Below are 25,848 nucleotides of genomic sequence, written 5' to 3'. Positions count from 1 at the left end.
TAGCGTGAATCAGGTCACCAGGTCGCCTGCACCGTGCCGACCGGCCGGCCGCCGCCCAGCACCGCCTCCTCGATCACCGGAACCGCCACGTCCAGCCGCCGCAACGCGGACGCCAGCACCGGCTGGCAGGCCCGCATGGCACCGTCGGAGATCTTCAGCGCCACCGCGCCGACCCCGGGCACCGCCACCGCCGCCACGCCCTCCGCGCCGCCCTTGGACAACAGGCCGGGCACCGCCGCCATCAGCACGGTGTCGGCCACCCCGGTGCCCGCGACCAGCTCCGGACGCGCCCGCATGGCGTCCGCCACCCGGCGCTCCGGAGTGCCCGGTGCCGCGTCCACCAGGCGCAGGAACGCCCGGGCCAGCCCGGTCAGCGACAGCGCGAACACCGGCGCGCCGCAGCCGTCCACGCCGGTCGCGGCGATCGGCTCCGCGACCAGCCCGGCCACCGCGTCGGCCAGCGCCACCTGCAACGGGTGCTTCGGTTCCGGGTACGACTCCAGTGGCCAGCCGGCCGCCACACAGGTGGCGAGCATGCCCGCGTGCTTGCCGGAACAGTTCATGAAGACCGGTTCCGGACCGCCGCCGGACCGCAGCACCGCGGCCCGGTCGTCCGCGCCCAACGGCAGCGCCTCCGGGCAGCGCAACGCGGTGGCGTCCAGTCCGGCCGCGGCCAGCATGGCCCGGACCCGGCGGACATGGAAGTCCTCGGCGTAGTGGCTGCCGCTGATCAGCGCCAGGTCCGCCTCGTCCGCCGGCACCAGCCCGGCCCGCAGCATCCCGACCGTCTGCAGCGGCTTGTTCGACGAGCGCGGAAACATCGGGTCCGTGACGTCACCCACCGCGTCCCGGACCGCGCCGGTCGCGTCCAGGACCACCACCGAACCGTGGTGGTGGCTCTCCACGAACCCGGACCGCACCACCTCGGCGACGATCATCGGTCCGGGGATCCGGCCGGCACGCCGAGCAGCGCGCGGGTCTCGGCCGGGGTGAGCGGCGGCCGCTGGGCGAGCTGCGCGAAGCCGACCGCGCGGGCCACCAGCTGCATGTTCGACTCGACCGGGCGGCCCTTGGCGTAGGTGAGCGTGTCCTCCAGGCCGACCCGCAGGTGCCCGCCGGTGGACAGCGACGCCAGCATCACCGGGATCGTGCTGCGGCCGATGCCGGTCGCGGAGAACGTGGTGCCGTCCGGCAGGTCACGGATCGCCTGTTCGCACGCGACCAGCGCGGCGGCGGTGCCGGGCATCCCGCCGGGCACGCCCATCACCAGGTCGACGTGGACGTGACCGCCGGCCGGCAGCCCGTAGGTGCCGAGCAGCCGCTGCAGCGTGGTGAGCTGGCCCAGGTCGAAGATCTCGTACTCCGGCACGATGCCGCGCTCCTGCATCCGGGTGTGCAGGTCGACGATGAACTCCCAGCGGTTCAGGAACACGCCGTCGCCGAAGTTGACCGTACCCATGGTGCAGGAGGCCATCTCGGGGGCCGCGTCCAGCACGGCCAGCCGGTCGGCCTCCGGATCGGTGACCGCGCCGCCCGAGGAGAGCTGCACGATCAGGTCGGTGGCCTGGCGCAGCGCGGCCACGGTGGCCCGTAACCGGCCCTGGTCCAGCGTCGGGCGGGCGGCGTCGTCGCGGATGTGCACATGAATGATGGCGGCGCCCAGCGCCTCGCACTCCTTGGCCGTCGCCACCAATTCGTCGAGCGTCACCGGCAGAACCGGCACGTCGGCCTTGCTGCTCTCCGCACCGGTCGGAGCAACGGTGATCACGGTCCCGGTCGTCATGGCCATGATCCTGCCATGAGCGTTCGTTCAGGCGGGATCGATGGCGGCGGCCGACTCGCCGACCAGCAGGCGGGCGTCGTCGGCGACGTTCCGCTTGACCACGGCCAGCGCGATCATGCCCAGCTCGTGGTGCCGGACCGCGGTGCCGACGAAGCCGACCGGGCGGCCGTCCAGCACCACCGGCGTGCCCTGCGCGGGCGGCTGGTCGGTCATCACGCCGTCGAGGTGCAGCAGAACCAGCCGCCGCGGCGGCTTGCCCAGGTGATGCACCCGGGCCACGGTCTCCTGGCCGCGGTAACAACCCTTGTCCAGGTGTACGGCCGGCGCCAGGAAACCCGCCTCGGCGGGCAACGTGCGGTGATCGGTCTCCCAGCCCAGCCGCGGAATCCGGCGGGCCACCCGGACCGCCTCGTACGCCCACAGTCCCGCCTTCGGCACGCCCAGCCGGTCGATCACCGCACCGGCCGACTCCCGCGGCACGAGCAGGTCGACGCCGAGCGGCACCCGGCGCGCCAGGCCACCCTCGAACGCGCGTACCGGATAGAACGCGGTGGGGCCGGGCGGCACCGAGCCGGCGGCGAACTTCGGTCCGGGCACCGCACCCACCCGGGGCTCCGGCAGGTCGCCGATCACCGCGGCGGCGTCCGGGCCGACCAGCGAGAGCACCGCCATCTCGGCGGTCGCGGAACGCGGCTCGACCCGGGTGAAGAACCGCATCATCTCGAGGTATTTCAGCAGGCCGGCGCCCGCGCCCGGCTCGGTGTCCAGCCACGCGGTGTGGCCGTCCTCGCTGACGTACGCGTGGAACTCGACATGCCCGTGCGGCGACAGCACCAGCAGCTCGCTGGCCTGCCCCGGGGACAGGTCGGTCAGGTGCTGGGTGGTCAGCGTGTGCAGCCAGCTCGCGCGTTCCTCGCCGGGCACCGCGACGACGTCCCGGTTCGAACGGTCCACCAGGCCGACCGCGGTCTCCAGCAACCGCTGTTCACGCATCGGGTCGCCGTAGTGGGCGGCGACACCCGCGTCCGCGGAGTCCGGGGTCAGGTCCTCGATCGTCACGGTGGTCATGCCAGCTCCTTGCAGTTGCCGCACTCGCCGAACAGCGAGACGTGTCCCACGTCGACCCGGAAACTCTGCTCGTCGAGGAGCCGGTCGGTCACCGGCAGCATCACCGACGGGTCCACCTCGCTGATCGAGCCGCAGGCCCGGCAGACCAGATGGACGTGCTGGTCCTCACCGGCCGCGTGGTAGGTCGGCGACCCGTGCGACAGATGCGTGTGGTTGACCAGGCCGAGTTCCTCGAGCAGCTCGAGGGTCCGGTAGACGGTGGTGATGTTGACGCCGGCCACCCGTTCCCGCACGTGGTGGTGCACCTGCTCGGGGGTGGCGTGACCTAGCTCGTGCACCGCCTCCAGGATCAGCTGGCGCTGCGGGGTGAGCCGCAGTCCACGCTCCCGGAGCATGGCGGCTAACGATGTGGCGGACACCGTACGAGCATAGTTCGGCCGGCCCAGCGCGGTGGCCGCTCAGCCACCGACCCGGAGCAGACGCGCCGACAGGTGCGGGCTGAGCGCCTGCCCGTTGCCGGACATCTCGTGGGCGTAGAGCAGGGCGCCGTCGACGATGCCGAACAACCGGTGCCCGCCGGTGACCTCCGCGCCGGACGGGGACCGGACGATCGCATCCGTGGCCATCTCCAGCCGGGTGCCGGTGGCCTTGCCGAGATAGAGCTCCAGGACGCCGGTCTGCGTCATCATGGTGGCCTCCATCTCGTCACCGGGCCGGCCGTTCACCAGCACGGGACGCCAGAACCCCAGCTCCCGGACGGCGGGACCGGCCGGCTTGGACTCCGCGTCCAGCCGCCAGGCGCGCGACTCGTACATCAGGAACGGCCGCCCGTCGTGCCGGATGACGATCTCCTGAGCGAAGTCGTAGTCCTCCGGCTCGGGGAAACCGCCCTGGCCGCGCCCGCGCCACATGCCCACGAACGGCAGCAGACCGAGCAGCGCCGGATGCAGGTCGGGCCCCGTGCGCAGATCGTAGGTGTCCTCGTACGGGTACGGCTCGACCGGCGGCGCGTTCAGCCACGGCGGCGGGCCCAGCGGATTCTCCGTGTCGCTGCTCACCAGCGCCCCCTAGCCATGCGCATCGCCAGATAGCCCACTCCGCCCGCCAGCGCGCCCAATCCGGCGACCAGCAGGCTCACGAATCCGATCTCGGTAACCATGACCGGTCCATCCTATGCTGACCGCATGACCCGACTGCTCGTCGTCAAGGCCACCGCCGGCGCGGACGCCCCGGAACGCTGCTCACAGGCCTTCTCGGTGGCCAGTACGGCCGTCGCGTCCGGTGCCGACGTGTCGTTCTGGATGACCGGCGAGTCGACCTGGTTCGCGCTGCCGGACCGCGCCGCGGAGTTCCAGCTGCCGCACGCCGCGCCGCTGCCGGAACTGCTCGCCATCCTGCTGGACAGCGGCCGGGTGACCGCCTGCACGCAGTGCGCGGCCCGGCGCGGGATCACCCCCGAGGACGTGCTGCCCGGCATCCGCATCGCGGGCGCCGCGGTGTTCGTCGAGGAGATCATGTCGGACGGGGCGCAGGCTGTCGTCTACTGACGGCGGTGTTCCCGTTCTACGACGGCGGTGTTCCAGTGGAGCGCTCCAGTGGAACAGCAACGCCGGTATCGCGCCCCGACAACCGCGCTGGTGTTCCGGTGACGGTCAGGCGCACGCGGTGGTGACGACGATCCGCAGGCCCGCGTCGACGATGTTGATCACGACGGAATCGGCGCCGGTCCGGTAGGCCCAACCGGCGGCCTCGGCCCGGACCACCGTCGCGTCCGTCAACGCGGGCAGCAGGCTGCGGCCGAGATCGCGCGGCGCCGGCACATCGTCCACCGTGTACGTCCGCGCGGCGCCGCCGTCCGGACAGGCCACCTCGCTCAGCCGCACCGCCGGCCGCGTGCGCACGGCGAGGGCGTCCAGCACCGCCCGCAACGCCGGCGGCGGCGTCGGTGCCACGCCTTCGGTGGGCCCGGTGCCCGCCGCGTCGTCCGCCGGCCGGCAGCCGGTCGACGCCCGTACCGTCAGCACCTGGGTGTTCGCGTCGGCGGCCGCGTCGATCGCGACGAACCCGCCGGCATCCGCGAGCAGGCCCACCCGCCGGCCGCCGCTGCTGGCGGCCGCCTCGGCGCGGTAGTCGGCCGGCAGCTCGTCCGCGATCTGCTGCAGGATCTGCAGCGCGCGGCCGGCCGGCAGGTACACGGTGACGTCCCGGGTCGCTTCGGCGCCGGCCCGCACCGGGGTGAGCCGGCAGGTCCGGGAGATCTGCAGCCGGCCCAGCACGAGGGCGCGGTCGTCACCGGCGGCGGCGGACAGCACCGCGCCGGTGGCCCGTTCCAGGATCGGCAGCGCGGTGGCGAGGTCGCGCTGCTCGGGCACGGTGGGCGGATCGCGGCGGACGGACCAGAGGCCGAGGCCGGAAACGATCAGAATCCAGGACACCACGACCGCGATGAGCCACGGACGGCGGCGCGGCCGCTTCGGCTCCGGCGTTCCGGGCGGCGGCGCGGCGTAGGGATACCCGGGCGCGGTCACGGCAGCCATGGTGGCATGCCCGTGTGGGGTGCCGCGTCAGAGGTCGAGCGCGGCCCGGAGCGCCACGTTAAGGCTCTCCACGCTCGTCCCCGCGAGCGTGCCGGTACGGGCGGTGAGGTAGGACTTAGTCACCTCGCCCACCCCTGCGGTAAGGGCAACGCCGATGGCGGACCCGTCGGCGTCGTTGAGCGCCGGCTGAATCAGATTGGGCGATTGCACATCGGAGATCGGCACAGCGAGGACAGCGTTGCGTGCAGCGGTGACCGCGTCGTGGCCAACGATCACCACCGAGCGTTGGTGTCCGGCTCGGGTGACGGTCCAGATCTCGCCACGCTTCACGCCTGGTCACCGCCGAATAGACGGTCCAGCCGTTCGTCTTCCCAGTTGGCCAGTTCGTCGGGATGCCGGCGGGACTGCTCGGCCGAGTGGCGGGCCGCCTCCCAGATGGCGCGATCCCAGGCGGCCTTGGACAACCACTCGGACAACGACATCCCATTGGCCTGGGCTGCTGCCCGGGCGGCACTCAGCGCGGTCCGGTCCATGCTCAGGTTCACTCGCTCGGTGGGCACGCGCACAAGCTTAGTGCCTATCACATGCCCCTCATATTGTGCACTGCCATTCGTCATAGTCACACGACCAGATTACTCATGACAACTATCGGTGTCCACATACGACGAAGGGCGGAACCCCCGTGGGGTCCCGCCCTTTCGCGTCGGTGCGTAGGTCAGGCGGCGACGTTCAGGCCGACCTCGTTCACGCCGCGGGTGGCGTCCAGCGACAGGTCGCCGTTGCCCTGGCGGGACAGAGCGCGCAGCGTCCACTGGCCCGGCGCCGCGAAGAAGCGGAACAGGCCCTCCGGCGACGTCACCACCTCGGCGGTGAACTCGCCGGACGAGTCGAGCAGGCGGACGTAGCCGCCGCCGACCGGCTCGCCGGTGGTGGTGCGCAGGACGCCGGTGATGACGGTTTCCTTCTCGAGGTCCACGCCGGCGGGCAGCGGTGCCGACTGGTCCGGTGCGGCGCAGCCGGCCGCGGTGTTCGGAGCGGTCATGATCAGGCCTTTCCGGGTTCGTCGCCGAGCGCGATCGGCACGCCGATCAGGCTGCCGTACTCGGTCCAGGAGCCGTCGTAGTTCTTGACGTTCTCCTTGCCGAGCAGTTCCTTGAGCACGAACCAGGTGTGGCTGGACCGCTCACCGATCCGGCAGTACGCGATGGTGTCCTTGCTCTGGTCCAGGCCGGCCTCGCCGTAGATCTTGGCGAGTTCCTCGTCGGACTTGAACGTGCCGTCCTCGTTGGCCGCCTTGCTCCACGGCACGTTGATCGCGGTCGGGATGTGACCGCCGCGCTGGGACTGCTCCTGCGGCAGGTGCGCCGGGGCCAGCAGCCGCCCGGCGAACTCGTCGGGGCTGCGCACGTCGACCAGGTTCTTCGCGCCGATGGCCTGCACCACCTCGTCGCGGAACGCCCGGATGGAGAGGTCCGGCGCCTGCGGGGTGTAGCTGGTGCGGGCCCGCTGCGGCAGGTCCTTGCTGTACGGGCGGGCGTCCAGCTCCCACTTCTTGCGGCCGCCGTCGAGCAGCTTCACGTCGCCGTGCCCGTACAGCTTGAAGTACCAGTACGCGTACGCCGCGAACCAGTTGTTGTTGCCGCCGTACAGGATCACGGTGTCGTCGTTGCTGATGCCCCGCTCGGACAACAGCTGCGCGAACTGCTCCTGGTTCACGAAGTCCCGCCGGACCGGGTCCTGCAGGTCCTTCTTCCAGTCCAGCTTGATCGCGCCGGGAATGTGCCCGCCGTCGTAGGCGGTGGTGTCCTCGTCGACCTCGACGAAGACGACACCGGGGGTTTCCAGGTTCTTCTCGGCCCAGTCGGCAGATACGAGCGCGGAGTCGCGACTCATCGGTTTACTCCCTTGGTGAGGTGAGAGGGGGGTGAGTCAGCGCGCGGGATCGAATACGCCGCACGCGCAACCCAGGAAAGACGGATCACTCGGTGCGAACGGCGCCACTGCCGGGCGTAAGAAAAGAGCAGGCTGAGTGGCCCCGTCAGATGACAGGGCGACACAGGCAGGCGGCCACGCGGCACAGGTCGACCGCGCGCCTTTTGGTGAGCAGAGGGCTCATGGGAAGTGACCTTACCAGCGGGTCCACCCCCCGGAATACCACCGACCAGCATCCGGGACGGCGACGGGGGTCACACGCGGGGCGTCAGAGCCCGCCGGAGTTGAGCGGCACATTCCTGGCGTCGGCGGTGACGACCAACCCGGCGGGCGTGGGCTGCACCTTCCGGATCGCCAGGTCCAGCGGCAGCTCCGGAACCGCGATGTTCACCGAGATCTGCCGGGCGTAGTTGTTCAGCAGGTTGCGGACCAGCGGGTTGTTCGGCAGGCCCTCCGCGGTTACCTGGTCGAAACGGACCCGGACCACGTTGCCCTCGGCGATCGTCAGGTCCGCCGTACCGTTCACCGTCACCTCCTGGTTGCCCACCTTGAGCGGCGCGGTGACGGCCAGCTTGCCGTCCTTCTCGGCGAGCTGCACGCCCTCCCGCTCGGTGAGTTCGGCCAGGGCCGCGTAGTCCACCGTGGCGGCGCCGGTGACCGTGGCGGCGACCACGTCGCCCTGCCCGGTGCGCAGCGTGTTCAGCGGGGCGTTGACGTCCTGCGCCCGGATGTCGAGCAGCGGCAGTTCGATGGTGCGCCCGTCGCCGGTCGGCCCGGAGAAGTTCCGCAGCGCGATCTTGATCTCCTGGTACTCGCCGCCGACCACCTGGGTCAGGAACGGCACGCCCTCGATGATCACCTCGGGTTCCGCCGCGGTGGCCTTCTGATCGGCGACCTGCTGAGCGACGCGGTCACCGATCACCCGCTCGGCGTAGGAGACGGCGAACCGGTCCAGGACGACGAGGATGACACCGAGCACGACGAGCAGCACGAGCAGAGTGATCAGCAGCCGCCGCCCCCATCGCCGGCGCGGACGTCGCCCCTGCTCATACACCTCGGCCACGCGGGTCCTCCTTGGCTGGGTCGGGCATCGTACATGCCCGCATCGACCGGCTCACGAAACGCTCAGGACAGGAAGAACACGGTGAGCGCGTACGCCACCGGCGCGACCAGCGCGAACGCACCGAGCGGACCCTGCATGTGCCGGGCCAGCCAGAACGTCGGTGCCGCACCGGCCATGTTGCGGCCCGCCTCGCTGAAGTTGACGGCCAGGTCGACCAGGACCGCGATGCCGGCCGCCACCAGGCCCAGCACCGCGCCCTTGGCCGGGGTGAACGGCAGCACCAGCACGCTGCCCAGGACCGCGGCGCCCAGGGTGCCGAGCATGGCGCCCAGGATCACCCCGGTCGCACCGCGCGCCACCTGGGGCGCGATTCGCGGCCGGGGGAACACCGCGTCGGTCAGCCGGGCGATCGTCAGGGCCAGCGCGGTGGCGGACAGGCAGACCAGCACCGCCTGGGTGCCGACCGGCTTGCGGGTCAGCGCGATCAGCGCGGCGAACGCCACCACGCCGGAGATGATCAGGACGGTGGTGGCGAGCGCGTCGCGGACGCGGAGCCGGTTGGTCCGCATCGCGAACTGCGCACCGACGGCCAGCCCGGTGGCGACCAGCACCAGCACGATCATCGGCAGCAGGCGCGGCGGGTCGGTGGTCACCGCCAGGTAGTCGGCGAGCACGCCGGCGACCACGGCGAGGCCGGCCACCAGGCCGGGGGCGGGCGGGCGCATCGCCATCGTCCAGGCCAGGACGAAGAGGATCTGCACCCCGAAGATCACGATGGCGTACGGGGTCCGCGCGTCCGGACCGGACGTCTGCGCCCCCAGGATCAGGCCGACGCCGAGCAACGCGGCGAACCCGGCGATGGCCACCGACAACTGGCGGCGTACCGGGACTTCCGGGATCTCGAAGTCGTCGGAGTCCCCGTCCTCGCCGTCCGGCCCGGTGGAGCCGCTGATCACGCCGGACTCCGACTGCGGCGCGCCGGCGTAGAAGCCGGACGAGGACCGCGATCCGGACCGGGCGGTCTCGCGGGACGGGTCGGCATCCCACGCGTCGCGGTCGCCGTCCTGCGGCATGGAGGGGAACACGCCTGCGATGGTGCCAGACGACGCGAAGGAAACCCGCATCGCGGCCGCCCGGGACGGCTGAAGTCTCTCGGGTGAAAGGCTGGTTACCGTTCCACCGTTCGGTCACCTCCGAGGCGTTCACCACATCACTTGGTGATCCGGGCGGGGTCCACCAGGTGATGCATCGGTTAAGGTATCCCCAGCCCACCCGTCGGTGACGCCGGGACCAGTCCTCCTCCGGGGTGCGGTCATGAGCTGCGCGCCGGGTCACCTGAGCGGCCCTGAGCCGCGAGGATCGAGGTGAGTGTGGAAATCCTCCTGTTGGTGACGGCACGTGCCGGCGAACCGTCCGCCGTGCTTCCCGCGCTGGACCTGCTGCCCCACTCCGTTCGCACCGCACCGCGTGACGTGCGCACCCTGGTGTCCGGGCCGAGCCCCGACGCCGTCATGGTGGACGCCCGCTCGGAGCTGTCCGAGGCGCGGGCGACCTGCCGGATGCTGCACGCCACCGGCATCGGCGTTCCGCTGATCGCGGTGGTCACCGAGGCCGGCCTGATCGCACTCAACGCCGACTGGGGTGTCGACGACGTCATCCTGGCCAGCGCCGGTCCGGCCGAGGTCGAGGCCCGGCTGCGGCTGTGCGTCGGACGGATCAGCAACGCGACGGCCGGTGCCGGCGGCTCGATCCGGGCCGGCGAGCTGAACATCGACCCGGACACCTACGCGGCGAAGCTCAAGGGCCGCCCGCTCGACCTCACCTACAAGGAGTTCGAGCTGCTCAAGTTCCTCGCCCAGCACCCCGGCCGGGTGTTCACCCGGGACCAGCTGCTGCGTGAGGTCTGGGGCTACGACTACTTCGGCGGCACCCGCACCGTGGACGTGCACGTGCGGCGGCTGCGCGCCAAGCTCGGCTCCGAGTACGAATCGATGATCGGCACCGTGCGCCAGGTGGGCTACAAGTTCGTGGTGCCGCCCACCGGCCGCCAGCTGCCGGACAACGAGCCCGTCTCGCTGCCGGTCTGAGCCGGCCACCCATCCATGACGTCGGTACAGCCGGTCCGGTCCACGGACCGGCTCACCGCCGACGAGATCGCTGAGGTCCTCGCCCTGGCCGACGCGGCCGGGCGGGCCGACGGCCAGTACCCGCTGTCCGAGGACGTCGTGCTGCGCCTGCGCGCGGCGGGCGCGGGCGACCCGGACGCCCGGCACCATCTGGCCCGCACCGGGGACAGTCTGACCGGTTACGCGTTCCTGGACCACACCGATTCGCAGCTGCCGTCCGGCGAGCTGGTGGTGCATCCCGGCCACCGGCGACGCGGCCACGGCACCGCACTGCTCGCCGCCGCCGGTCCCGGACCGGCGCGCTTCTGGGCGCACGGCGACGACCCGGCCGCCCAGGCGTTCGCGAGCCGGCACGGATTCGCCCGCACCCGGGTGCTGTGGCAGATGCACCGCCCGCTCGCCGACCTGCCCGACGCGCCCCTGCCCGACGGCGTGACGCTGCGCCACTTCCGGCCCGGGCACGACGAGGCGGCCTGGCTCGGGGTGAACGCCCGGGCCTTCGCCGATCATCCCGAGCAGGGCCGGTGGACCCGGCGAGACCTGGAGATGCGGGAGGCCGAGCCGTGGTTCGATCCGGCCGGCTTCCTGCTCGCCGTGGACATCCAGGACACGGTGCTGGGCTTCCACTGGACCAAGGTGCATCCGGCGCAGGGCGACGAGCCGGCCGTCGGTGAGATCTATGTGCTCGGGGTCGACCCGGGCGGTCACCGGCGCGGGCTGGGCGCGGCGCTCAGCGTGGCCGGCCTGCGGCACCTCGCCGGGCTCGGGCTGACCCGGGTGACGCTCTACGCCGACGAGTCGAACACCGCCGCCGTGGCGTTGTACCGGCGGCTGGGTTTCGAGGTCTTCGCGGCCGACGTCTCCTATCAGCGCGCGGGCTGACAACCAGCCAACACGTCCGTCGGTTCACGTAACGGACAACCCATCCTCGGTCATTGGCCACCTTTTGGGGCCGACGTGTTCACCCCTCGTTCATTTGTGCCCGGGAAGCAAGTCACCTGGCCCTCTTAGCTTTCGGGTGAAGCCGGTGAGAGACCGGCGCGCATCCACCCGAAGGGAAAACTGTGAAGCTCCAGCGGTCCGGTTACGCGGCCGGCATTGCTTTGACCGCGCTTCTCGCGGTAACCGCGTGCGGCTCCGATAACGAGGCCCCGTCGTCCGCCGGCGGCGCCTCCACCGGCAACGCCTCGTGCGTGGCCGGCGATCTCCAGGCACAGGGTTCCACCGCGCAGAAGAACGCGATGGACGAGTGGATCAAGGCGTACCAGGGCCAGTGCTCGGACGCCAAAATCAACTACAACGGCACCGGCTCCGGCGCCGGCATCGAGGCGTTCATCAGCGGTACGGCCGACTTCGCCGGTTCCGACTCCGCCCTGAAGGAGGACGAGCAGCCGCAGGCCGACGCCAAGTGCGCCGGCGGCCAGGCGCTGAACCTCCCGATGGTGATCGGCCCGATCGCCGTGGTCTACAACGTCGACGGCGTCGACAACCTCCAGCTCTCGCCCGCCACCCTGGCCGGCATCTTCGCTGGCAAGATCACCAAGTGGAACGACGCCGCCATCGCGGCCGAGAACAGTGGCGCGAAGCTGCCCGCCACCCCGATCCAGACCGTGCACCGCTCGGACGAGTCCGGCACCACGGACAACTTCACCAAGTTCCTCAGCAAGACCGCCGAGAGCGTCTGGACGTTCGGCAACGCCAAGGCGTGGAAGGCACCGGGCGGCACCGGCGCGGCCAAGTCGGACGGCGTCGCCACCCAGGTGAAGAGCACCCCGGGCACCATCTCCTACGTCGAGCTGTCGTTCGCCGAGAACAGCGAACTGAAGAAGGCGAAGATCAAGAACGGCGCGGGCGAGTTCACCGAGCTGACCGGCGAGAGCGCCGGCAAGACCATCGCCGGCGCCAAGGTCACCGGTACCGGCAACGACCTGAAGATGGAGATCGACTACCTCACCAAGGAGCCGGGCGCGTACCCGATCGTCCTGGTGACGTACGAGATCGCCTGCAGCAAGGGCAGCCCGAAGGCCGCCGCGATCAAGGGCTTCCTGACCTACACCGCCAGCACCGCGGGCCAGCAGGAGCTGGGCGAGCTGGGCTACGCCCCGCTGCCGGAGACGGTCCGCGCCAAGGTCGAGACCTCGGTCGCGTCCATCTCCTGAGATTCTCCCGACCCCTCTAGACGACAGCGAGCGAGCCGATGGGCGATGACCCTTCCCGCTCGGCGGACGCCAACGCCGGCGGCCCGGTAGTGACCACGAGTCACTCCCGGGCCGCCGGTGGCGGCGTACCGCCGACCCCCCTCGACGGACCGCCCCTGGGCGGCGGCGGTGGTCTGCCGCGTAAGGCGCGGTTCTCCATGGAGACCGGTTTCCGCGGCCTGAGCACGGCGGCCGGCGCGATGGTGCTGGTCATCATCATCGCCATCGCGATCTTCCTGGTCTCGAAGGCGGTGCCGGCGCTCAACGCCAACACGGAGAACTTCCTCTCCTACAAGACGTGGTTCCCCAACGACGCGGAGCCCAAATTCGGCATCGCGGCGCTGGCGTTCGGCACCGTGCTCACCTCGGTCATCGCGCTGCTGGTGGCGGTGCCGATCGCGCTCGGCATCGCGCTGTTCCTGTCGCACTACGCGCCGAAGCGGCTGGCCACCCCGCTCGGCTTCGTCATCGACCTGCTCGCCGCCGTACCCAGTGTGGTCTTCGGTCTGTGGGGCCGGGACGTGTTCCTGAACCCGGTCCGGGACTTCTCGGTGTGGCTCAACACGTACTTCGGCTGGGTGCCGATCTTCGGCGGTGACGGCCCGTTCGGGCGGTCCATCCTGCTCGGCAGCCTGGTCCTGGCCATCATGGTGCTGCCGATCGTCACCTCGCTGTCCCGGGAGGTCTTCCAGCAGACCCCGGCGATGAACGAGGAGGCGGCGCTGGCCCTGGGCGCCACCAAGTGGGAGATGATCCGCACCACGGTCCTGCCGTACGGCAAGCCCGGCGTGATCGCCGCGGTGATGCTCGGCCTCGGTCGCGCACTCGGCGAGACCATCGCGCTGGCGCTGACGCTCGGCACGGTCTTCGAGATCTCGTTCAACGTGATCGAGAACGGCGGCAACAGCATCGCCGCCAACATCGCCAACACCTTCGGCGAGGCGAACGCCACCGGCCGCGGCGCCCTGATCGCCTCCGGCCTGGTGCTCTTCGCCATCACCCTGGTGGTCAACATGGCCGCGCGGGCGATCATCTACCGCCGCCGCGAGTTCCGGGACAGTGCCGCATGAGCCTCTTGGAAAAGACTCCCACGGGCGTCGGGATGACGCCGGACAACATCCGGGCGCGCAAGCTGTCCGTCGTCGTCAACATCGGGGTCGCGGTGCTCGCGGTCCTGCTGTCGGCGGCCATCGTGCTCGGCGCCGGCATCGGCAACTGGGTCCTGGTGATCGTGGTCGCCGCGGCGCTGTACCTGGTCGGGCTGTACGCGGCCGCGTCCCAGGTGGAGGGCCGGCGCGCCGCCCGGGACCGGATCTGGAAGGCACTGATCTACTCCGCCTGCCTGCTGGCGATCCTGCCGCTGGCCTCGGTGGTGTGGACGCTGATCTCCAAGGGCGTCGAGCGGCTGGACGGCAACTTCTTCAGCACCTCGATGAACAACATCGGCGCCCGGGACCCGATGGGCGGCGCGTACCACGCCATCATCGGCACGCTGGAGCAGGTCGGGCTCGCCACGCTGATGGCCGTACCGCTCGGCGTGCTCGGTGCGATCTACCTGGTCGAGTACGGCCGGGGCCGGTTCGCGCTCACGGTCCGGTTCTTCGTCGACGTGATGACCGGCATCCCGTCGATCGTGGCCGGCCTGTTCGTGCTGGCGTTCTGGGTGCTGATCGTCAGCCCCTGGTTCAACAACGGCACGCCGCGGTTCTCCGGGTTCGCGGCGTCGCTGGCGCTGACCGTCCTCATGCTGCCCACCATCGTCCGGTCCACCGAGGAGATGCTGCGCCTGGTGCCCGGCCCGCTCCGGGAGGGCGCCTACGCGCTCGGCGTACCGCAGTGGAAGACCATCCTCCGGGTGGTCCTGCCGACCGCCCTGCCCGGCATCGTCACCGGCATCATGCTCGCGGTCGCCCGGGCCGCCGGCGAGACCGCGCCGGTCCTGCTGGTGGCCGGCGGCGCCGCCGCGATCAACATGGACCCGTTCGGCGGCCCCCAGTCGTCCCTGGCCCTGTACGTCTACCAGCAGGCGGGAGACGCGTCCCGGTACGCGCCGGCCCGCGCCTGGACGGCAGCACTGACGCTGGTCGTCCTGGTCCTGGTGCTGACGATCGCCGCCAAACTGCTCGCCCGCCGCAACCAGCTGTCACGATAAGAGGTGTCTCCCATGGCGAAGCGCATCGAGGCGAGCAACGTCTCGTCCTACTACGGCTCGTTCAAGGCGATCGACGGCATCTCGATGACCGTCGAGCCGAAGACGATCACCGCGCTGATCGGTCCGTCGGGCTGCGGCAAGTCGACGTTCCTGCGGTCCATCAACCGCATGCACGAGGTGCTGCCGGGCGCCCGGATCGAGGGCCGGCTGACCATCGACGACCAGAACATCTACGACTCGGACGTGGACGTCACCGCGGTCCGCCGGATGATCGGCATGGTCTTCCAGCGGCCCAACCCGTTCCCCACCATGAGCATCTACGAGAACGTGGTGGCCGGGCTCAAGCTCAACGGCGTCAAGAAGAAGTCGCTGCTGGACGACGCGGCGGAGCGGTCGCTCAAGGCGGCGAACCTGTGGGACGAGGTCAAGGACCGGCTCAACCGGCCCGGTGCCGGCCTGTCCGGCGGTCAGCAGCAGCGGCTCTGCATCGCCCGTACCATCGCGGTCGAGCCGCAGGTGGTGCTGATGGACGAGCCCTGCTCGGCGCTGGACCCGATCTCCACGCTGGCGATCGAGGACCTGATGTTCAAGCTGAAGGACCGCTTCACGATCATCATCGTCACGCACAACATGCAGCAGGCGGCGCGGGTCAGCGACCGGACCGGGTTCTTCTCGATCGACAAGACCGGCGAGCCCGGCCGGCTGATCGAGTACGACGACACGCAGAAGATCTTCAGCAACCCGACCGAGAAGAAGACCGAGGACTACATCACCGGCCGCTTCGGCTGATCGATCCACAACACGGCGCCGCCGTCGCCGGTCAGCTCCACCCGGGGCTCGACCGGGGCGGCGGCGTTGCGCTGTGCGGACGCCGCCACCACGTCCGCGACGTCCGCGTACCCGGACAGGTCCCGCAGCGTGGAACGGGTCGGCGGCAGCATGGCCAGGCCGTCCGCCTCGGCCGGGCGGACCCAGGCGGTCCGGTCGGCCTCGCCGGACACGTCACGCGCGGTCTGCGCGGCCGGCAGCAGCGCGACGAAGAACCAGGTGTCGAAGCGCCGCGGCTCGAACTCCGGCGTCACCCAGCGGGCCCAGGGCAGCAGCAGGTCGTCGCGCAGCCGAAGGCCGCGCCGTTCGAGCAGCTGCGTCAGGGTCAGCGCACGGCTCTGCACGGCGAGCCGGTCCGCCTCCCAGTCCGGGCCGCTGACGTCGCCGGCGGTGCGCTGCTCGTCGCCGGCCAGCAGGACACCCGCCTCCTCGAACAGTTCCCGGGCGGCCGCGCCAACCACGGCACGGGCCGGTTCGTCCGGCACCCCGAGACGGTCCGGCCAGTCGGTACGCACGGTCGTCGGGCGGTCGGTGGGGTCGACGCCGCCGCCCGGGAACGCGTACACGCCGCCGAACACCATGCCGGTCACCCGGCGCAGCACGTACACCTCGAAGCCAGGATCCGCCGGGCGCAGCAGCACCACGGTGGCGGCGGGACGCGCCGGGGCCGGCGTACCGTCGAATTCCCGGGCTCTCTGCACCATGGCCGGCGGCAATCGCAGCGGCATCGGGTCGGTCACAGCCCCGATCCTGCCACCGGACCACCCTCCGGGGACGATACGGTGGCGATCATGACGCAGTCAGTTCCGCGGCCGGTGCGCTGGGGCATCCTGGGCACCGGCGGCATCGCCGCCACGTTCGCCACCGACCTGAAGCTGACCGAAGGGGCCGTCCTGGCCGCGGTCGGGTCGCGCACCGCCGAGGCGGCGACCGCGTTCGCCGAGCGCCACGGCTTCGCCCGCGCGCACGGCTCCTGGGCCGACCTGGCCGCCGACGACGAGGTCGACGTCGTGTACGTGGCGACGCCGCACGCGTTCCACCACGCCGCGGCGACGGTCTGCATCGCCGGCGGCAAGCACGTGCTCTGCGAGAAGCCGATGACGCTCGACCTGGCCTCCTCCACCGAGCTGGTGCGGGCCGCCCGGTCCCGCGGCGTGTTCCTGATGGAAGCCATGTGGATGCGGTGCAATCCGGCGATCCGGCGCATCGTCGAACTGATCGCGGACGGCGCCATCGGCGAGGTCACCGCGGTGCATGCGGACTTCGGACTGCAGGGCCCGTTCCCGGCCACCCACCGGCTGATGGACCCGGCACAGGGCGGCGGCGCGCTGCTGGACCTCGGGGTCTACCCGGTCAACCTGGCGCACCTGATCCTGGGCGCACCGACCGAGGTCCGGGCCTGGGCCCAGCTGTCCCCGGACGGCGTGGACCAGAACACCGGCCTGCTGTTCGGCTACCCGTCCGGCGCGGTGGCGGCGCTCACCTGCAGCCTGGTCGGCGCCACCGGCAACGTCGCCACCATCACCGGTACGACCGGCCGGATCCAGCTGCCGCCGGACTTCTACATGCCGCGGACGTTCACGCTGCACCGCGGCTCCGAGGCCGAGGTCTTCGACCTGGACTTCCCCGGCCGGGGCTACCAGTTCGAGGCCGCCGAGGTGCAGCGTTGCCTGGCCGCGGGCGAGCTGGAGAGCCCACTGATGCCGCAGGACACCACGCTGGAGATCATGGGCCTGCTGGACGACGTACGCGAGCAGATCGGCGTCCGCTACTAAGGCCCGGTCTCCACCACGGTCAGCCGAACAGCGGCCGGACCACCAGGTAGACGAGGCAGGCGAACGCGGCGGCCGCCGGGAAGGTGATGATCCAGCCGAGCACGATGTTGCGCGCCACGCCCCACCGCACCGCGGAGAGCCGCTTCGTCGCGCCCACGCCCATGATGGCCGAGGTGATCGTGTGCGTGGTGGAGATCGGCGCGCCGAGCACCAGGGCGTTGAAGTAGAGCACGCCGCTGGCGACGGTCTCGGCGGCGAAGCCCTCCGGCGGACGCAAGTCGATGATCTTGCGGCCGAGGGTCCGGATGATCCGCCAGCCGCCGGCGTAGGTGCCGGCCGCGAGCACCGTCGCGGAGGCCCAGATGGTCCACTCCGGGATCGCCTTGGCGTCGTCCTGGAAGCCGCCGACGTACAGCGCGAGCACCACGACGCCGATGGTCTTCGCGGCGTCCTGCATGCCGTGGCCGACCGACATGGCCGCCGCGGAGACCGTCTGGGCGTGCCGGAAGCCGCGGTTGAGCTTGCCGGGCTGGCCGTTCCGGAAGATCCACAGCACTGCGATCATCGCGGCGAAGCCGAGCAGGAAGCCGACCATGGGCGACAGGATCATCGGCAGGATGATCTTCTCGAGGATGTTGGCCCACTGCACCTCGCCGCCGGCCGCGAACAGCGTGGCGCCGACCAGGCCGCCGAACAGCGCGTGTGACGAGGAGGACGGCAGCCCGAAGTACCAGGTGATCAGGTTCCAGGTGATCGCGCCGATCACCCCGGCGAAGACGACGCCGAGGCTGGACACTCCGGTCGGCAGCGACACCAGCCCGCTGCCGACGGTGGAGGCGACCTTCTCGCCGAGGTGCGCGCCGATGAAGTTGCCGATGGCGGCCATGGCGAGCGCGATCCGCGGGGTCAGCGCACGGGTACTGACGCTGGTGGCGATGGCGTTCGCCGCGTCGTGGAAACCGTTCGTGTAGTCGAAGGCAAGCGCTACGGCAATCACCGCGAGAACGGCGATGAGCTCGGTGGTCAAGGTCTAGGACTCCTTGACCGTGATGGTCTCGATGGTGTTCGCCACGTGCTCGAAGGCGTCGCAGGCGGCCTCCAGCTCGTCGGCGACCTCCTTCATCTTGAGCACCGTGAGCGCGTCGTACTCACCGGAGAAGAGCCGGACCAACAGCATCCGGTACGCGCGGTCGCCGTCGTTCTCCAGCCGGTTGATCTCGATCCAGTACTCCTCGAGATCCTTCATCGCCCGGAGCCGGGGCATCGCCTCCGCGGTGATCTTCGCCTGCTGGTCCAGCACGTTGACCAGTTCGTGCATCTCCCGCGGGAGCGACGGCAACTCGGTGAGGCCGTACAGGTAGAGCAGGTTGCCGACCGCCTCGAGGTGGTCCATCACGTCGTCCAGCTGGGAGCCCAGGGAGTAGATGTCCTCCCGGTCGAACGGGGTGATGAACGTCGAGTTGATCTTCTTGTACAGATCGTGGGTGATCTGGTCGCTGTCGTGCTCCACGTCGGTCAGCCGGTCGCTGACGGACTGCACGTCCACACCGGGCAGCGCGAGTTCGTTGAGCAGTTCGGTGCCGCGGACGAGGTTGGCGGCGGCCCGGGTGAATAGTTCGTAGAAGGCGCCCTCGGTGGGGCGGAAGGAGAACTTCACGGCGCGAACCTCGATCGACGGGCGGACGGGTGGAGTCAGTCGGTGCCGGCAGGTCTCGGCGATCCCCGGGGAATGCTAGGTAACGCATCTCCACGACCATGAGCCGCCTACCCCTGCACAGCAGCAGTTCAGCTCGCGTTCACCCGCCGTTCACTTTAGATGCCGGAAAGTACCCGGTCAGAAACTCTCGGACGAGGCGCCGGCCGGCGCCGGGGTGCTCCGGCGCACCGGGGCCGGCCGGGTGCGGACCGGCGGATGCTGCCGCAGGAACGTGACCAGTCCGCGCTGGTCGGCGTCGGCGATCACATCGACCCCCGCGGCGGCCAGCTCGGCCCAGACCGCCCGCCGGCCGGCGCGCGAGCCGCTGGTCAGGCCGGAGATCCGCACGGTACGCCCGTCCTCGTGCGCCGCCTGCACCATGGCGTGCAGCAGGTGCCGTTCCTCCGCCGGGATGGGCTCGCGGCCGTCCCAGCCGAAGCGCCGGGTCCACGGCTCACTGATCATCGGCACCAGCGCGGCCGGCGCGGACCGGTCACCGATGTCGTCGAACGAGCCGTCGGCGAACGCGTACCGGCGGCTCTGCGCGGCCAGCAGCGCCCGCGCGTCGACGATGCCGGCCACCGCCACGGTCACCGCGCCGGACTCGATCCGGCCGTCGACGCACCGGCTCAGCAGCGGCGCATGGTCGCGCAACTGCTGGTCCAGCATCCGGTACGCCCGCAGCAACGTCTCCGCGTCGCGGGTCGGGCCGGCGAACTCCACCACCAGCCGGAACGGCACCCGCTGATCCCGGAAGAGCCGGCCGCCGCGGGACTGGGCGCGGGCGAACAGCGGCGCCAGCACCAACCGCCGGAGGGTACGGCCCGGCTGCGGCGCACCGGGCCCGAGGAACAGCTCGCCGTGCGGGCCGGGGCGAACCGGGACGGTGAGCCCGCCCAGTCCACGCCGGAGGGCCGCCGGCAGCGGATCCGTGGCGCCCGCGGCGGCCAGCCCGTGCCCGTGGGACAGGTACGGAACGGGCCGGCGCAGCACCCTGATCCCGACCGCTGCGGCACCCGCCGCACCGACCAGCGCGGTGATGCCGCCCGCCACCGTCGACACGTCGTTCGCCATGGTCGGACCCCCACTCGAATCCGGACAAAAGTTACGTATGAGGTGACCACTGTGTCACATCAGGGTCCCGGCACCGGGTAATCTCGCGGAGAATTCCTCCATGCCGCCGACGACCGCACCCACCGCAGCCAGCGAGTTCGAGCAGGAACGGCGGCACCTCACCGCCGTCGCGTACCGCATGCTCGGCAGCCTGGCCGAGGCCGAGGACGCGGTGCAGGAGGCCTGGTTGCGCTTCGACCGGGCCCGGGCCGGCGGAGAGATCCAGGACGTACGCGGATGGCTCACCACGGTCACCGGACGGATCTGCCTCGACGTGCTGAAGTCGGCGCGGGTGCGGCGCGAGGCGTACCCCGGGCAGTGGCTGCCGGAACCGGTGGTCACCCGCCTGCCCACCGGGTTCGCGCCCGATCCGGCGGCCCGGGCCGAGCTGAGCGACGACGTCGGCCTGGCGCTGCTGGTGGTGCTCGAGAAGCTGACCCCGGAACAGCGGGTCGCCCTGGTACTGCACGACGCGTTCGGAGTGCCGTTCGAGGAGATCGCGGCCGTCCTCAACACCACGGTCACCGCCGCACGTCAGCACGCCTCCCGGGGCCGGCGGGCGGTCGCCGCGGGCGGTGCCCGGCACACCGCCGACCTCGACGAGCAGCGCCGCGTCCTGGACGCGTTCCTGACCGCCGCCACCTCCGGCGACCTGCAGGCGCTCGCCGCCGTGCTGGCGCCGGACGTGGTCTCGATCGGCGACGGCGGCGGCGTGATCTCGGCCGGCACCCGGCCGGTGCTGGGCGCCGCCAAGGTGGCCCGCTTCTACGCCGGCATCTACCAGCACCGCGCGCTGGACCTGACCAGCCTGCGGATGGAGCCGGTACTGGTCAACGGCGACCTCGGGCTGCTGGTGCGGGGCCGGTGGCACAGCGGCCGGGAACTACTCTCGGTGGTCTCGGCGGCGATCGCGGACGGCCGCATCACGGCGATCTACAACCAGCTCAACCCGGCGAAACTGCGCTCGGTCGCGGCCGACCGCACCGCCTCGGAGCGGAGGCCGGAAGGATACGACGGAGGCGGCTCAGTCGACGACGTCTGACAGCCACTTGCGGTACTCGGTGGCGAACGGTTCGCTGCCGTCGCCGAGCGCCTCCAGCAGCTGGGCGGCCGCGGCGTGCGCCTCGGCGACCAGGTCGTCCGGATAGCCGAACCGGACCCGGTGCTCGGCGAACTCGTCCTCGTCCCGCAGCTCGACCAGGCCGGTCGCGCGGCGGCGTACCACGTCCAGATCGAGGTCGACGATGTGGACGGTGTCGCCGTCCCACCGCGCCGGGGTGGTGATGTCGCAGTACACCTCGCTGGTGCGCGGCGGCGGATTGAACATCCCCGTCCACCACGAGGAATGCGGGATGAGCAGGACAAACGGGATCTGCTCGACGGACGGACGTCCGTGGTAGACGGACACTGTGCCGCGTGCCACACCGACCCAGATGCCCAGGTCATCGACGTGCAGGCGACGGGCGGGATAGTCACGATGGGGTGAACCGTCGTACTTCGTGTAGACCACCCGGACCATCTCGCTCGGCATGACTGGCACCCTAACGGTGACGCGGTTTCGTCGGTGGTGGCGGGTACGGTCTTCGTCGTGACCGCCCCCGCCAAATCACGCCGCCGTTCCGCCTCCGCATCCGACCTCCTCACCGCCGCCGTGGGAGCGGTACCGGGCGGCGCCGCGCGTCCCGGTCAGCAGGCCATGGTGCAGGCCATCGAGGAAGCCGTCCGCAACCGCGAGCACCTGCTGGTCCAGGCCGGCACCGGGACCGGCAAGTCGCTCGCCTACCTCACCCCCGCGCTGCTGGTCGACGGCCCGGTGGTGGTCTCCACCGCCACCCTGGCCCTGCAGAACCAGCTGGTCGAGCACGACCTGCCCCGGCTGGCCGACGCGGTCGAGCCGGTGCTCGGCCGGCGGCCCACGTTCGCGGTGCTGAAGGGCCGGCACCACTATCTCTGCCTGGCCAAGATGGAGCACGCCGACGAGGAGGGCCCCAGCGACACGCTCTTCGACGACGCGCCACCCCGGGCCACCCAGTGGCTGGGCGAGGCCGGCCGGCTGGGCAAGCAGATCCAGCGGCTCCAGGCCTGGGCGGACAAGACCGCCACCGGCGACCGCGACGAGCTGGACCCGGGCGTGGACGACACCGCCTGGCGGCAGGTCTCCATGCCGGCCCGGGACTGCGTCGGGGCAGCCCGCTGCCCGTACGGCGCGGACTGCTTCGCCGAGGCGTCCCGGGCCCGCGCCCGGGAGGCCGACGTGGTGGTGACCAACCACAGCCTGCTCGCCGTCGACATGCTCGCGGAACGCAACATCGTCCCGCCGCACAAGCTGCTCGTGGTGGACGAGGCGCACGAGCTGGCCGACCGGGTCTCCTCCGCGGCCCAGGCCGAACTCACCCCGGACGCGGTCGAGCGGGCCGCCAAGCGGGCCCGCCCGCTGATCTCCCCGGCCACCGCCGAGGCGCTGTCCGAGGCCGCCGACGCGCTCACCGTCGGGCTGGCCGACGTCCCGGCCGGCCGGCTCACCGGCGGGCTGCCGCCGCTGCTGGCCCAGGCCGTGATCCTGCTCGACAAGGCGCTCCGGGCCGCGCTCGACGCCGTCGGCGACATCAAGTCCGACGACCCCGACCCGGTCCGCAAGCAGCAGGCCAAGGCCACCCTCGACGACCTGTCCGGCACCGCGCAGCGGCTGCTCGAGGAGTCCGACTTCGACGTGGCCTGGGTGGAGAAGTCCGACCTGGGCAGCGGCCGGCGCGCCCTGGTGGTGGCGCCGCTGTCGGTGGCCGGCACGCTCGCCACCAAGCTGTACGAGGACCGCACGGTGGTCGCCACCTCGGCCACGCTGACCCTCGGCGGCCGGTTCGACACCGTGGCCCGCTCGCTCGGCCTCCCGGCCACCGCCGACCAGTCGTCCGGCGACGGCTGGCAGTCCCTGGACGTCGGTTCCCCGTTCGACTATCCCAAGCAGGGCATCCTGTACGTCGCCGCGCACCTCCCCCGGCCCGCCGCGTCCGGCCTGCCCGACGCCGCCGGCGAGGAGTTGCTCAAGCTGGTCACCGCCCTGGGCGGCCGGGCACTGGGGCTGTTCTCGTCCCGCCGCGCCGCCACCCAGGCCGCCGAGCTGGTCCGCGCCCGCACCGACCTGCCGGTCCTGCTCCAGGGCGAGGAGAGCCTGCCGCTGCTCGTCCGCAAGTTCCGGGAGGACCGCTCCAGCTGCCTGTTCGGCGTCATGTCGCTGTGGCAGGGCGTGGACGTGCCCGGCGACGCCTGTCAGCTCGTACTCATCGACCGTCTGCCGTTCCCCCGCCCGGACGAGCCACTCGCCGCCGCCCGGGCCGCCGCGGTGGACGCCTCCGGCGGATCCGGCTTCGCCTCGGTCAGCGTGCCGATCGCCGCCGTCCGCCTGGCCCAGGGCGTCGGCCGGCTGATCCGCTCCACCGGCGACAAGGGCGTGGTGGCGGTGCTGGACTCAAGGCTGGAAACCGCCCGGGGGTACGGCGCCTTCCTGCGCAAGTCACTGCCGCCGTTCTGGTACACCACCCGGCCCGAGGTCGCTCTGGGCGCCCTGAAGCGGCTCGCCACCACCTGACCTCGAAACCGGCCAGCCCCGGGCTGCGGTGGGTGGCTCGGCCGGTCGGGCTCACGTGGCTCGGCCGACCGGGGGCTCACGCGGCTCGGCCGGCCGGGGGGATCACGTGGCTCGGCCCCACCCCGGGCTGCCGTGGCTCGGCCGGTCGGGGTCAGCTGTTGTCCTTGCCGTTGGGGCTTGGGTGGTGCGGGTCGTCTCGCGGCTCGGCCGGCGCGGTGCCCGGGACGGCTCCGGCGGTGACCACGACCGCGTCCGGCGGCACCTCCGGCCGGCGCCGCGCCAACCGGCGGACGCCGGTGTTGAGCACCGCGATCAGTGGCACCGCCACCAGGGCGCCCACGATGCCGGCCAGGACCACACCGCAGGCGATACCGATGATCACCACCAGCGGGTGGATGGCCACCGCCCGGCCCATGATCAACGGCTGCAGGACGTGGCCCTCGATCTGCTGCACCAGGATCACCGCGCCCAGCACGATCAGCGCGATCACCCAGCCCTGATCGACCAGCGCCACCAGCACCGCCACCGCGCCGGACACGCTGGCCCCGATGATCGGCACGAACGCGCCCAGGAACACCAGCGCGGCCAGCGGCAGCGGGAACGGGACGTCGAGGATCACCAGGGCCAGACCGATGCCGGTAGCGTCGATGAAGGCGACCAGGACCGTGGCGCGGACGTACGAACCGAGCGTGGACCAGGAGGCGTCACCGGCGTCGGACAGCGACCAGCGGACGTTGACCGGGAACAGCCGCACCACGAACCGCCAGATCTTCCGCCCGTCACGCAGGAAGAAGAACGTGGCGAACAGCACCAGCAGCATGCCGGTGATCACCTCGGCCAGCGTGGTCGCGGTGGCGACGCCGGTCGCGGTGAGCTGCGACGTGTTCGCGTTCACCCACTCCTGCAACTGGGCGATCGCGTCGTCCACCTGCTCGTCGGACAGGTGCAGCGGCCCGGTCCGCGCCCACTCCTGGATCTGCCGGAGCCCCGCGCTCGCGTTGTCGGTGAGTTCCCGCAGGCTGTCCACGAACTGGCTGACCACCAGCGTCAGCGTGCCGGCCACGCCACCCAGGCCGCCGATCAGCACCAGGAACGTGGCGAGCGACCGCGGGAACCGCAACTTCAACAGCCAGCCGACCGCCGGGGCCAGCAGCGCCGACAGCAGCAACGCGATGGCCAGCGGGATGACCACGATCCGAACATTGCCGATGAACCGCAGCAACGCCCAGCCGACCACACCGACCACGATCAGCCGCCACGACCAGGCCGCGGCGATCCGCAGCGAATGCGGCACCTCGGCGTCGTCCCGGCTCGAGGTGGACAGGTGATCGGGCATCGTGGCCCGGGGCGGCGGCGCGAACTCCACCTCGGTCTCCAGCTCCGGCTCCCCGTTCTGGTCCGCGCGGGCCATGCGTACGGAATCCCGGCCCGTCTCATAGGCCTTCCGGATGTTCTCCCGGACCCGCTGCACCCGGCTCAACCGCCAGCCCCCTCGCCGTCGACGCGTGGCTTCCACCGTAGTGGTCGGATGCTGCCCGTCCCCCGACCGGCGGCAGAAACCAGCCCTGTCCCGCGACCGGACCGTGCGGGCGTACCGTCTGCGTCGTGAGCACCGAAGCCCAGACCGAATCGGTACTTCCGATCCGCATGCTGCACGACCGCGTCCTTGTCCGGCTCGACGGCAGCGAGGGGGAACGCCGCTCCAGCGCCGGCATCGTAATCCCCGCCACGGCGTCCATGGGCCGCCGGCTGTCCTGGGCGACCGCGGTGGGCATCGGCCCGAACGTGCGTTCCATCGTGGTCGGCGACCGGGTCCTGTTCGATCCCGACGACCGCGCCGAGGTGGAGTTGCACGGCCGCGCCTACATCCTGCTGCGCGAACGGGACGTGCACGCGGTGGCCGCGAGCCGGGTCGAGTCGGACGGTACCGGCCTCTACCTCTGACCGGGCCAGCTCGGCGGATCTTCCGGTCGGGGCCGCTCCGGCGCCTC

At 71.5% G+C, this 25,848-nt stretch carries 31 protein-coding genes; 11 read left to right on the top strand and 20 right to left on the bottom strand.

What is annotated here, in order from left to right:
- Window positions 1–14 precede the first annotated feature (14 nt).
- The 6 genes from LDL48_RS12460 to mtfM form a co-directional block, all read right to left on the bottom strand.
- Window positions 15–938 (bottom strand): asparaginase, encoded by a 924-nt coding sequence (locus tag LDL48_RS12460; RefSeq protein WP_225255230.1) that lies wholly within the window; start codon window positions 936–938, stop codon window positions 15–17.
- On the bottom strand, window positions 935–1,783 hold the full coding sequence (locus LDL48_RS12455; protein ID WP_225255229.1) for a beta-keto acid cleavage family enzyme: 849 nt from the start codon (window positions 1,781–1,783) through the stop codon (window positions 935–937). Before LDL48_RS12455 ends, LDL48_RS12460 begins: the two co-directional genes overlap by 4 nt.
- 27 nt (window positions 1,784–1,810) lie before the next feature.
- Window positions 1,811–2,851 carry a CAF17-like 4Fe-4S cluster assembly/insertion protein YgfZ gene (ygfZ, locus tag LDL48_RS12450; RefSeq protein ID WP_225255228.1) on the bottom strand — a complete coding sequence of 347 codons (1,041 nt, stop codon included), beginning with the start codon at window positions 2,849–2,851 and terminating at the stop codon, window positions 1,811–1,813.
- Window positions 2,848–3,246 (bottom strand): Fur family transcriptional regulator, encoded by a 399-nt coding sequence (locus LDL48_RS12445; protein ID WP_225255227.1) that lies wholly within the window; start codon window positions 3,244–3,246, stop codon window positions 2,848–2,850. Before LDL48_RS12445 ends, ygfZ begins: the two co-directional genes overlap by 4 nt.
- 63 nt (window positions 3,247–3,309) lie before the next feature.
- Window positions 3,310–3,909, bottom strand: coding sequence for a heme-binding beta-barrel domain-containing protein (locus LDL48_RS12440; protein ID WP_225255226.1), 600 nt, complete (start codon window positions 3,907–3,909; stop codon window positions 3,310–3,312).
- On the bottom strand, window positions 3,906–4,010 hold the full coding sequence (gene mtfM, locus LDL48_RS44190) for a small membrane protein MtfM (RefSeq protein ID WP_272493039.1): 105 nt from the start codon (window positions 4,008–4,010) through the stop codon (window positions 3,906–3,908). The genes LDL48_RS12440 and mtfM overlap by 4 nt, the downstream gene beginning before the upstream one ends.
- 25 nt (window positions 4,011–4,035) lie before the next feature.
- Between mtfM and LDL48_RS12435 the strand changes: the two genes are divergently transcribed.
- Entirely contained in the window at window positions 4,036–4,398 is a 363-nt protein-coding gene (locus LDL48_RS12435; protein ID WP_225255225.1) for a DsrE family protein, read from the top strand.
- A 105-nt stretch (window positions 4,399–4,503) separates the two neighbouring features.
- Here LDL48_RS12435 and LDL48_RS12430 read toward each other — a convergent pair whose 3' ends face one another.
- From LDL48_RS12430 to LDL48_RS12400, 8 genes are all read right to left on the bottom strand, one after another.
- Entirely contained in the window at window positions 4,504–5,379 is an 876-nt protein-coding gene (locus tag LDL48_RS12430) for a hypothetical protein (RefSeq protein ID WP_225255224.1), read from the bottom strand.
- A 36-nt stretch (window positions 5,380–5,415) separates the two neighbouring features.
- Window positions 5,416–5,718 carry a type II toxin-antitoxin system PemK/MazF family toxin gene (locus LDL48_RS12425; protein ID WP_225255223.1) on the bottom strand — a complete coding sequence of 101 codons (303 nt, stop codon included), beginning with the start codon at window positions 5,716–5,718 and terminating at the stop codon, window positions 5,416–5,418.
- Window positions 5,715–5,948, bottom strand: coding sequence for a hypothetical protein (locus tag LDL48_RS12420; RefSeq protein ID WP_225255222.1), 234 nt, complete (start codon window positions 5,946–5,948; stop codon window positions 5,715–5,717). The genes LDL48_RS12425 and LDL48_RS12420 overlap by 4 nt, the downstream gene beginning before the upstream one ends.
- A gap of 155 nt (window positions 5,949–6,103) precedes the next feature.
- On the bottom strand, window positions 6,104–6,430 hold the full coding sequence (locus tag LDL48_RS12415) for a DUF1416 domain-containing protein (RefSeq protein WP_225255221.1): 327 nt from the start codon (window positions 6,428–6,430) through the stop codon (window positions 6,104–6,106).
- 2 nt (window positions 6,431–6,432) lie between these two features.
- Window positions 6,433–7,281 carry a sulfurtransferase gene (locus tag LDL48_RS12410; RefSeq protein ID WP_225255220.1) on the bottom strand — a complete coding sequence of 283 codons (849 nt, stop codon included), beginning with the start codon at window positions 7,279–7,281 and terminating at the stop codon, window positions 6,433–6,435.
- Between the two features lie 145 nt (window positions 7,282–7,426).
- A complete protein-coding gene (locus LDL48_RS45015; RefSeq protein WP_322790998.1) occupies window positions 7,427–7,504 on the bottom strand; it encodes an Ms5788A family Cys-rich leader peptide in 78 nt (25 codons plus the stop codon).
- 84 nt (window positions 7,505–7,588) lie between these two features.
- Window positions 7,589–8,383: an LmeA family phospholipid-binding protein gene (locus LDL48_RS12405; protein WP_225255219.1), complete on the bottom strand. Its 795-nt coding sequence runs from the start codon at window positions 8,381–8,383 to the stop codon at window positions 7,589–7,591.
- A 62-nt stretch (window positions 8,384–8,445) separates the two neighbouring features.
- Window positions 8,446–9,468, bottom strand: coding sequence for a hypothetical protein (locus tag LDL48_RS12400; RefSeq protein ID WP_225255218.1), 1,023 nt, complete (start codon window positions 9,466–9,468; stop codon window positions 8,446–8,448).
- 279 nt (window positions 9,469–9,747) lie between these two features.
- On the opposite strand from LDL48_RS12400, the gene LDL48_RS12395 reads away from it, so the two are divergent.
- The 6 genes from LDL48_RS12395 (at window position 9,748) to pstB (ending at window position 15,648) form a co-directional block, all read left to right on the top strand.
- A complete protein-coding gene (locus tag LDL48_RS12395; RefSeq protein WP_225255217.1) occupies window positions 9,748–10,470 on the top strand; it encodes a winged helix-turn-helix transcriptional regulator in 723 nt (240 codons plus the stop codon).
- 15 nt (window positions 10,471–10,485) lie between these two features.
- The gene (gene mshD / locus LDL48_RS12390; protein WP_225255216.1) at window positions 10,486–11,391 is read left to right on the top strand and encodes a mycothiol synthase; all 906 of its coding nucleotides are present in this window, start codon (window positions 10,486–10,488) and stop codon (window positions 11,389–11,391) included.
- A 182-nt stretch (window positions 11,392–11,573) separates the two neighbouring features.
- On the top strand, window positions 11,574–12,668 hold the full coding sequence (gene pstS / locus LDL48_RS12385) for a phosphate ABC transporter substrate-binding protein PstS (RefSeq protein ID WP_225255215.1): 1,095 nt from the start codon (window positions 11,574–11,576) through the stop codon (window positions 12,666–12,668).
- Window positions 12,669–12,706: 38 nt separating this feature from the next.
- Complete coding sequence (pstC, locus tag LDL48_RS12380; protein WP_225255214.1) at window positions 12,707–13,777, top strand: phosphate ABC transporter permease subunit PstC; 1,071 nt, start codon at window positions 12,707–12,709, stop codon at window positions 13,775–13,777.
- Entirely contained in the window at window positions 13,774–14,859 is a 1,086-nt protein-coding gene (gene pstA / locus LDL48_RS12375) for a phosphate ABC transporter permease PstA (protein WP_225255213.1), read from the top strand. Before pstC ends, pstA begins: the two co-directional genes overlap by 4 nt.
- 12 nt (window positions 14,860–14,871) lie before the next feature.
- On the top strand, window positions 14,872–15,648 hold the full coding sequence (gene pstB, locus LDL48_RS12370) for a phosphate ABC transporter ATP-binding protein PstB (RefSeq protein WP_225255212.1): 777 nt from the start codon (window positions 14,872–14,874) through the stop codon (window positions 15,646–15,648).
- Here the strand turns inward: pstB and LDL48_RS12365 are convergent.
- Window positions 15,624–16,415, bottom strand: coding sequence for an NUDIX hydrolase (locus LDL48_RS12365; protein WP_225255443.1), 792 nt, complete (start codon window positions 16,413–16,415; stop codon window positions 15,624–15,626). The genes pstB and LDL48_RS12365 overlap by 25 nt on opposite strands.
- Window positions 16,416–16,478: 63 nt before the next feature.
- Here LDL48_RS12365 and LDL48_RS12360 point away from each other — a divergent pair, with 63 nt between their 5' ends.
- The gene (locus LDL48_RS12360; protein ID WP_225255211.1) at window positions 16,479–17,462 is read left to right on the top strand and encodes a Gfo/Idh/MocA family protein; all 984 of its coding nucleotides are present in this window, start codon (window positions 16,479–16,481) and stop codon (window positions 17,460–17,462) included.
- Window positions 17,463–17,481: 19 nt separating this feature from the next.
- Here the strand turns inward: LDL48_RS12360 and LDL48_RS12355 are convergent, their stop codons facing one another.
- From LDL48_RS12355 to LDL48_RS12345, 3 genes are all read right to left on the bottom strand, one after another.
- Complete coding sequence (locus LDL48_RS12355; protein ID WP_225255210.1) at window positions 17,482–18,489, bottom strand: inorganic phosphate transporter; 1,008 nt, start codon at window positions 18,487–18,489, stop codon at window positions 17,482–17,484.
- 3 nt (window positions 18,490–18,492) lie between these two features.
- Window positions 18,493–19,119 carry a DUF47 domain-containing protein gene (locus tag LDL48_RS12350; RefSeq protein WP_225255209.1) on the bottom strand — a complete coding sequence of 209 codons (627 nt, stop codon included), beginning with the start codon at window positions 19,117–19,119 and terminating at the stop codon, window positions 18,493–18,495.
- Window positions 19,120–19,296: 177 nt separating this feature from the next.
- A complete protein-coding gene (locus LDL48_RS12345; RefSeq protein ID WP_225255208.1) occupies window positions 19,297–20,232 on the bottom strand; it encodes a PI-PLC domain-containing protein in 936 nt (311 codons plus the stop codon).
- Window positions 20,233–20,332: 100 nt separating this feature from the next.
- Between LDL48_RS12345 and sigJ the strand changes: the two genes are divergently transcribed.
- Window positions 20,333–21,313 carry an RNA polymerase sigma factor SigJ gene (gene sigJ, locus LDL48_RS12340; RefSeq protein WP_225255207.1) on the top strand — a complete coding sequence of 327 codons (981 nt, stop codon included), beginning with the start codon at window positions 20,333–20,335 and terminating at the stop codon, window positions 21,311–21,313.
- Here sigJ and LDL48_RS12335 read toward each other — a convergent pair.
- Window positions 21,296–21,802: a DUF402 domain-containing protein gene (locus LDL48_RS12335; RefSeq protein WP_225255206.1), complete on the bottom strand. Its 507-nt coding sequence runs from the start codon at window positions 21,800–21,802 to the stop codon at window positions 21,296–21,298. The two genes, sigJ and LDL48_RS12335, sit on opposite strands and share 18 nt — an antisense overlap.
- Before the next feature lie 57 nt (window positions 21,803–21,859).
- On the opposite strand from LDL48_RS12335, the gene LDL48_RS12330 reads away from it, so the two are divergent.
- Window positions 21,860–23,857, top strand: coding sequence for an ATP-dependent DNA helicase (locus LDL48_RS12330; RefSeq protein WP_504785488.1), 1,998 nt, complete (start codon window positions 21,860–21,862; stop codon window positions 23,855–23,857).
- A 151-nt stretch (window positions 23,858–24,008) separates the two neighbouring features.
- On the opposite strand, the gene LDL48_RS12325 is transcribed toward LDL48_RS12330, so the two are convergent.
- Window positions 24,009–25,337 (bottom strand): AI-2E family transporter, encoded by a 1,329-nt coding sequence (locus tag LDL48_RS12325; RefSeq protein ID WP_225255205.1) that lies wholly within the window; start codon window positions 25,335–25,337, stop codon window positions 24,009–24,011.
- A gap of 167 nt (window positions 25,338–25,504) precedes the next feature.
- Here LDL48_RS12325 and LDL48_RS12320 point away from each other — a divergent pair, with 167 nt between their 5' ends.
- The gene (locus LDL48_RS12320) at window positions 25,505–25,801 is read left to right on the top strand and encodes a GroES family chaperonin (RefSeq protein WP_225255441.1); all 297 of its coding nucleotides are present in this window, start codon (window positions 25,505–25,507) and stop codon (window positions 25,799–25,801) included.
- Window positions 25,802–25,848 lie beyond the last annotated feature (47 nt).

This window comes from Jidongwangia harbinensis (genome assembly GCF_020216025.1).
In the GTDB taxonomy this organism is placed as follows: domain Bacteria; phylum Actinomycetota; class Actinomycetes; order Mycobacteriales; family Micromonosporaceae; genus Actinoplanes; species Actinoplanes harbinensis.
Note: the sequence above shows the minus strand (reverse complement) of the source record. Positions and strands in the feature narration are given on the sequence as shown.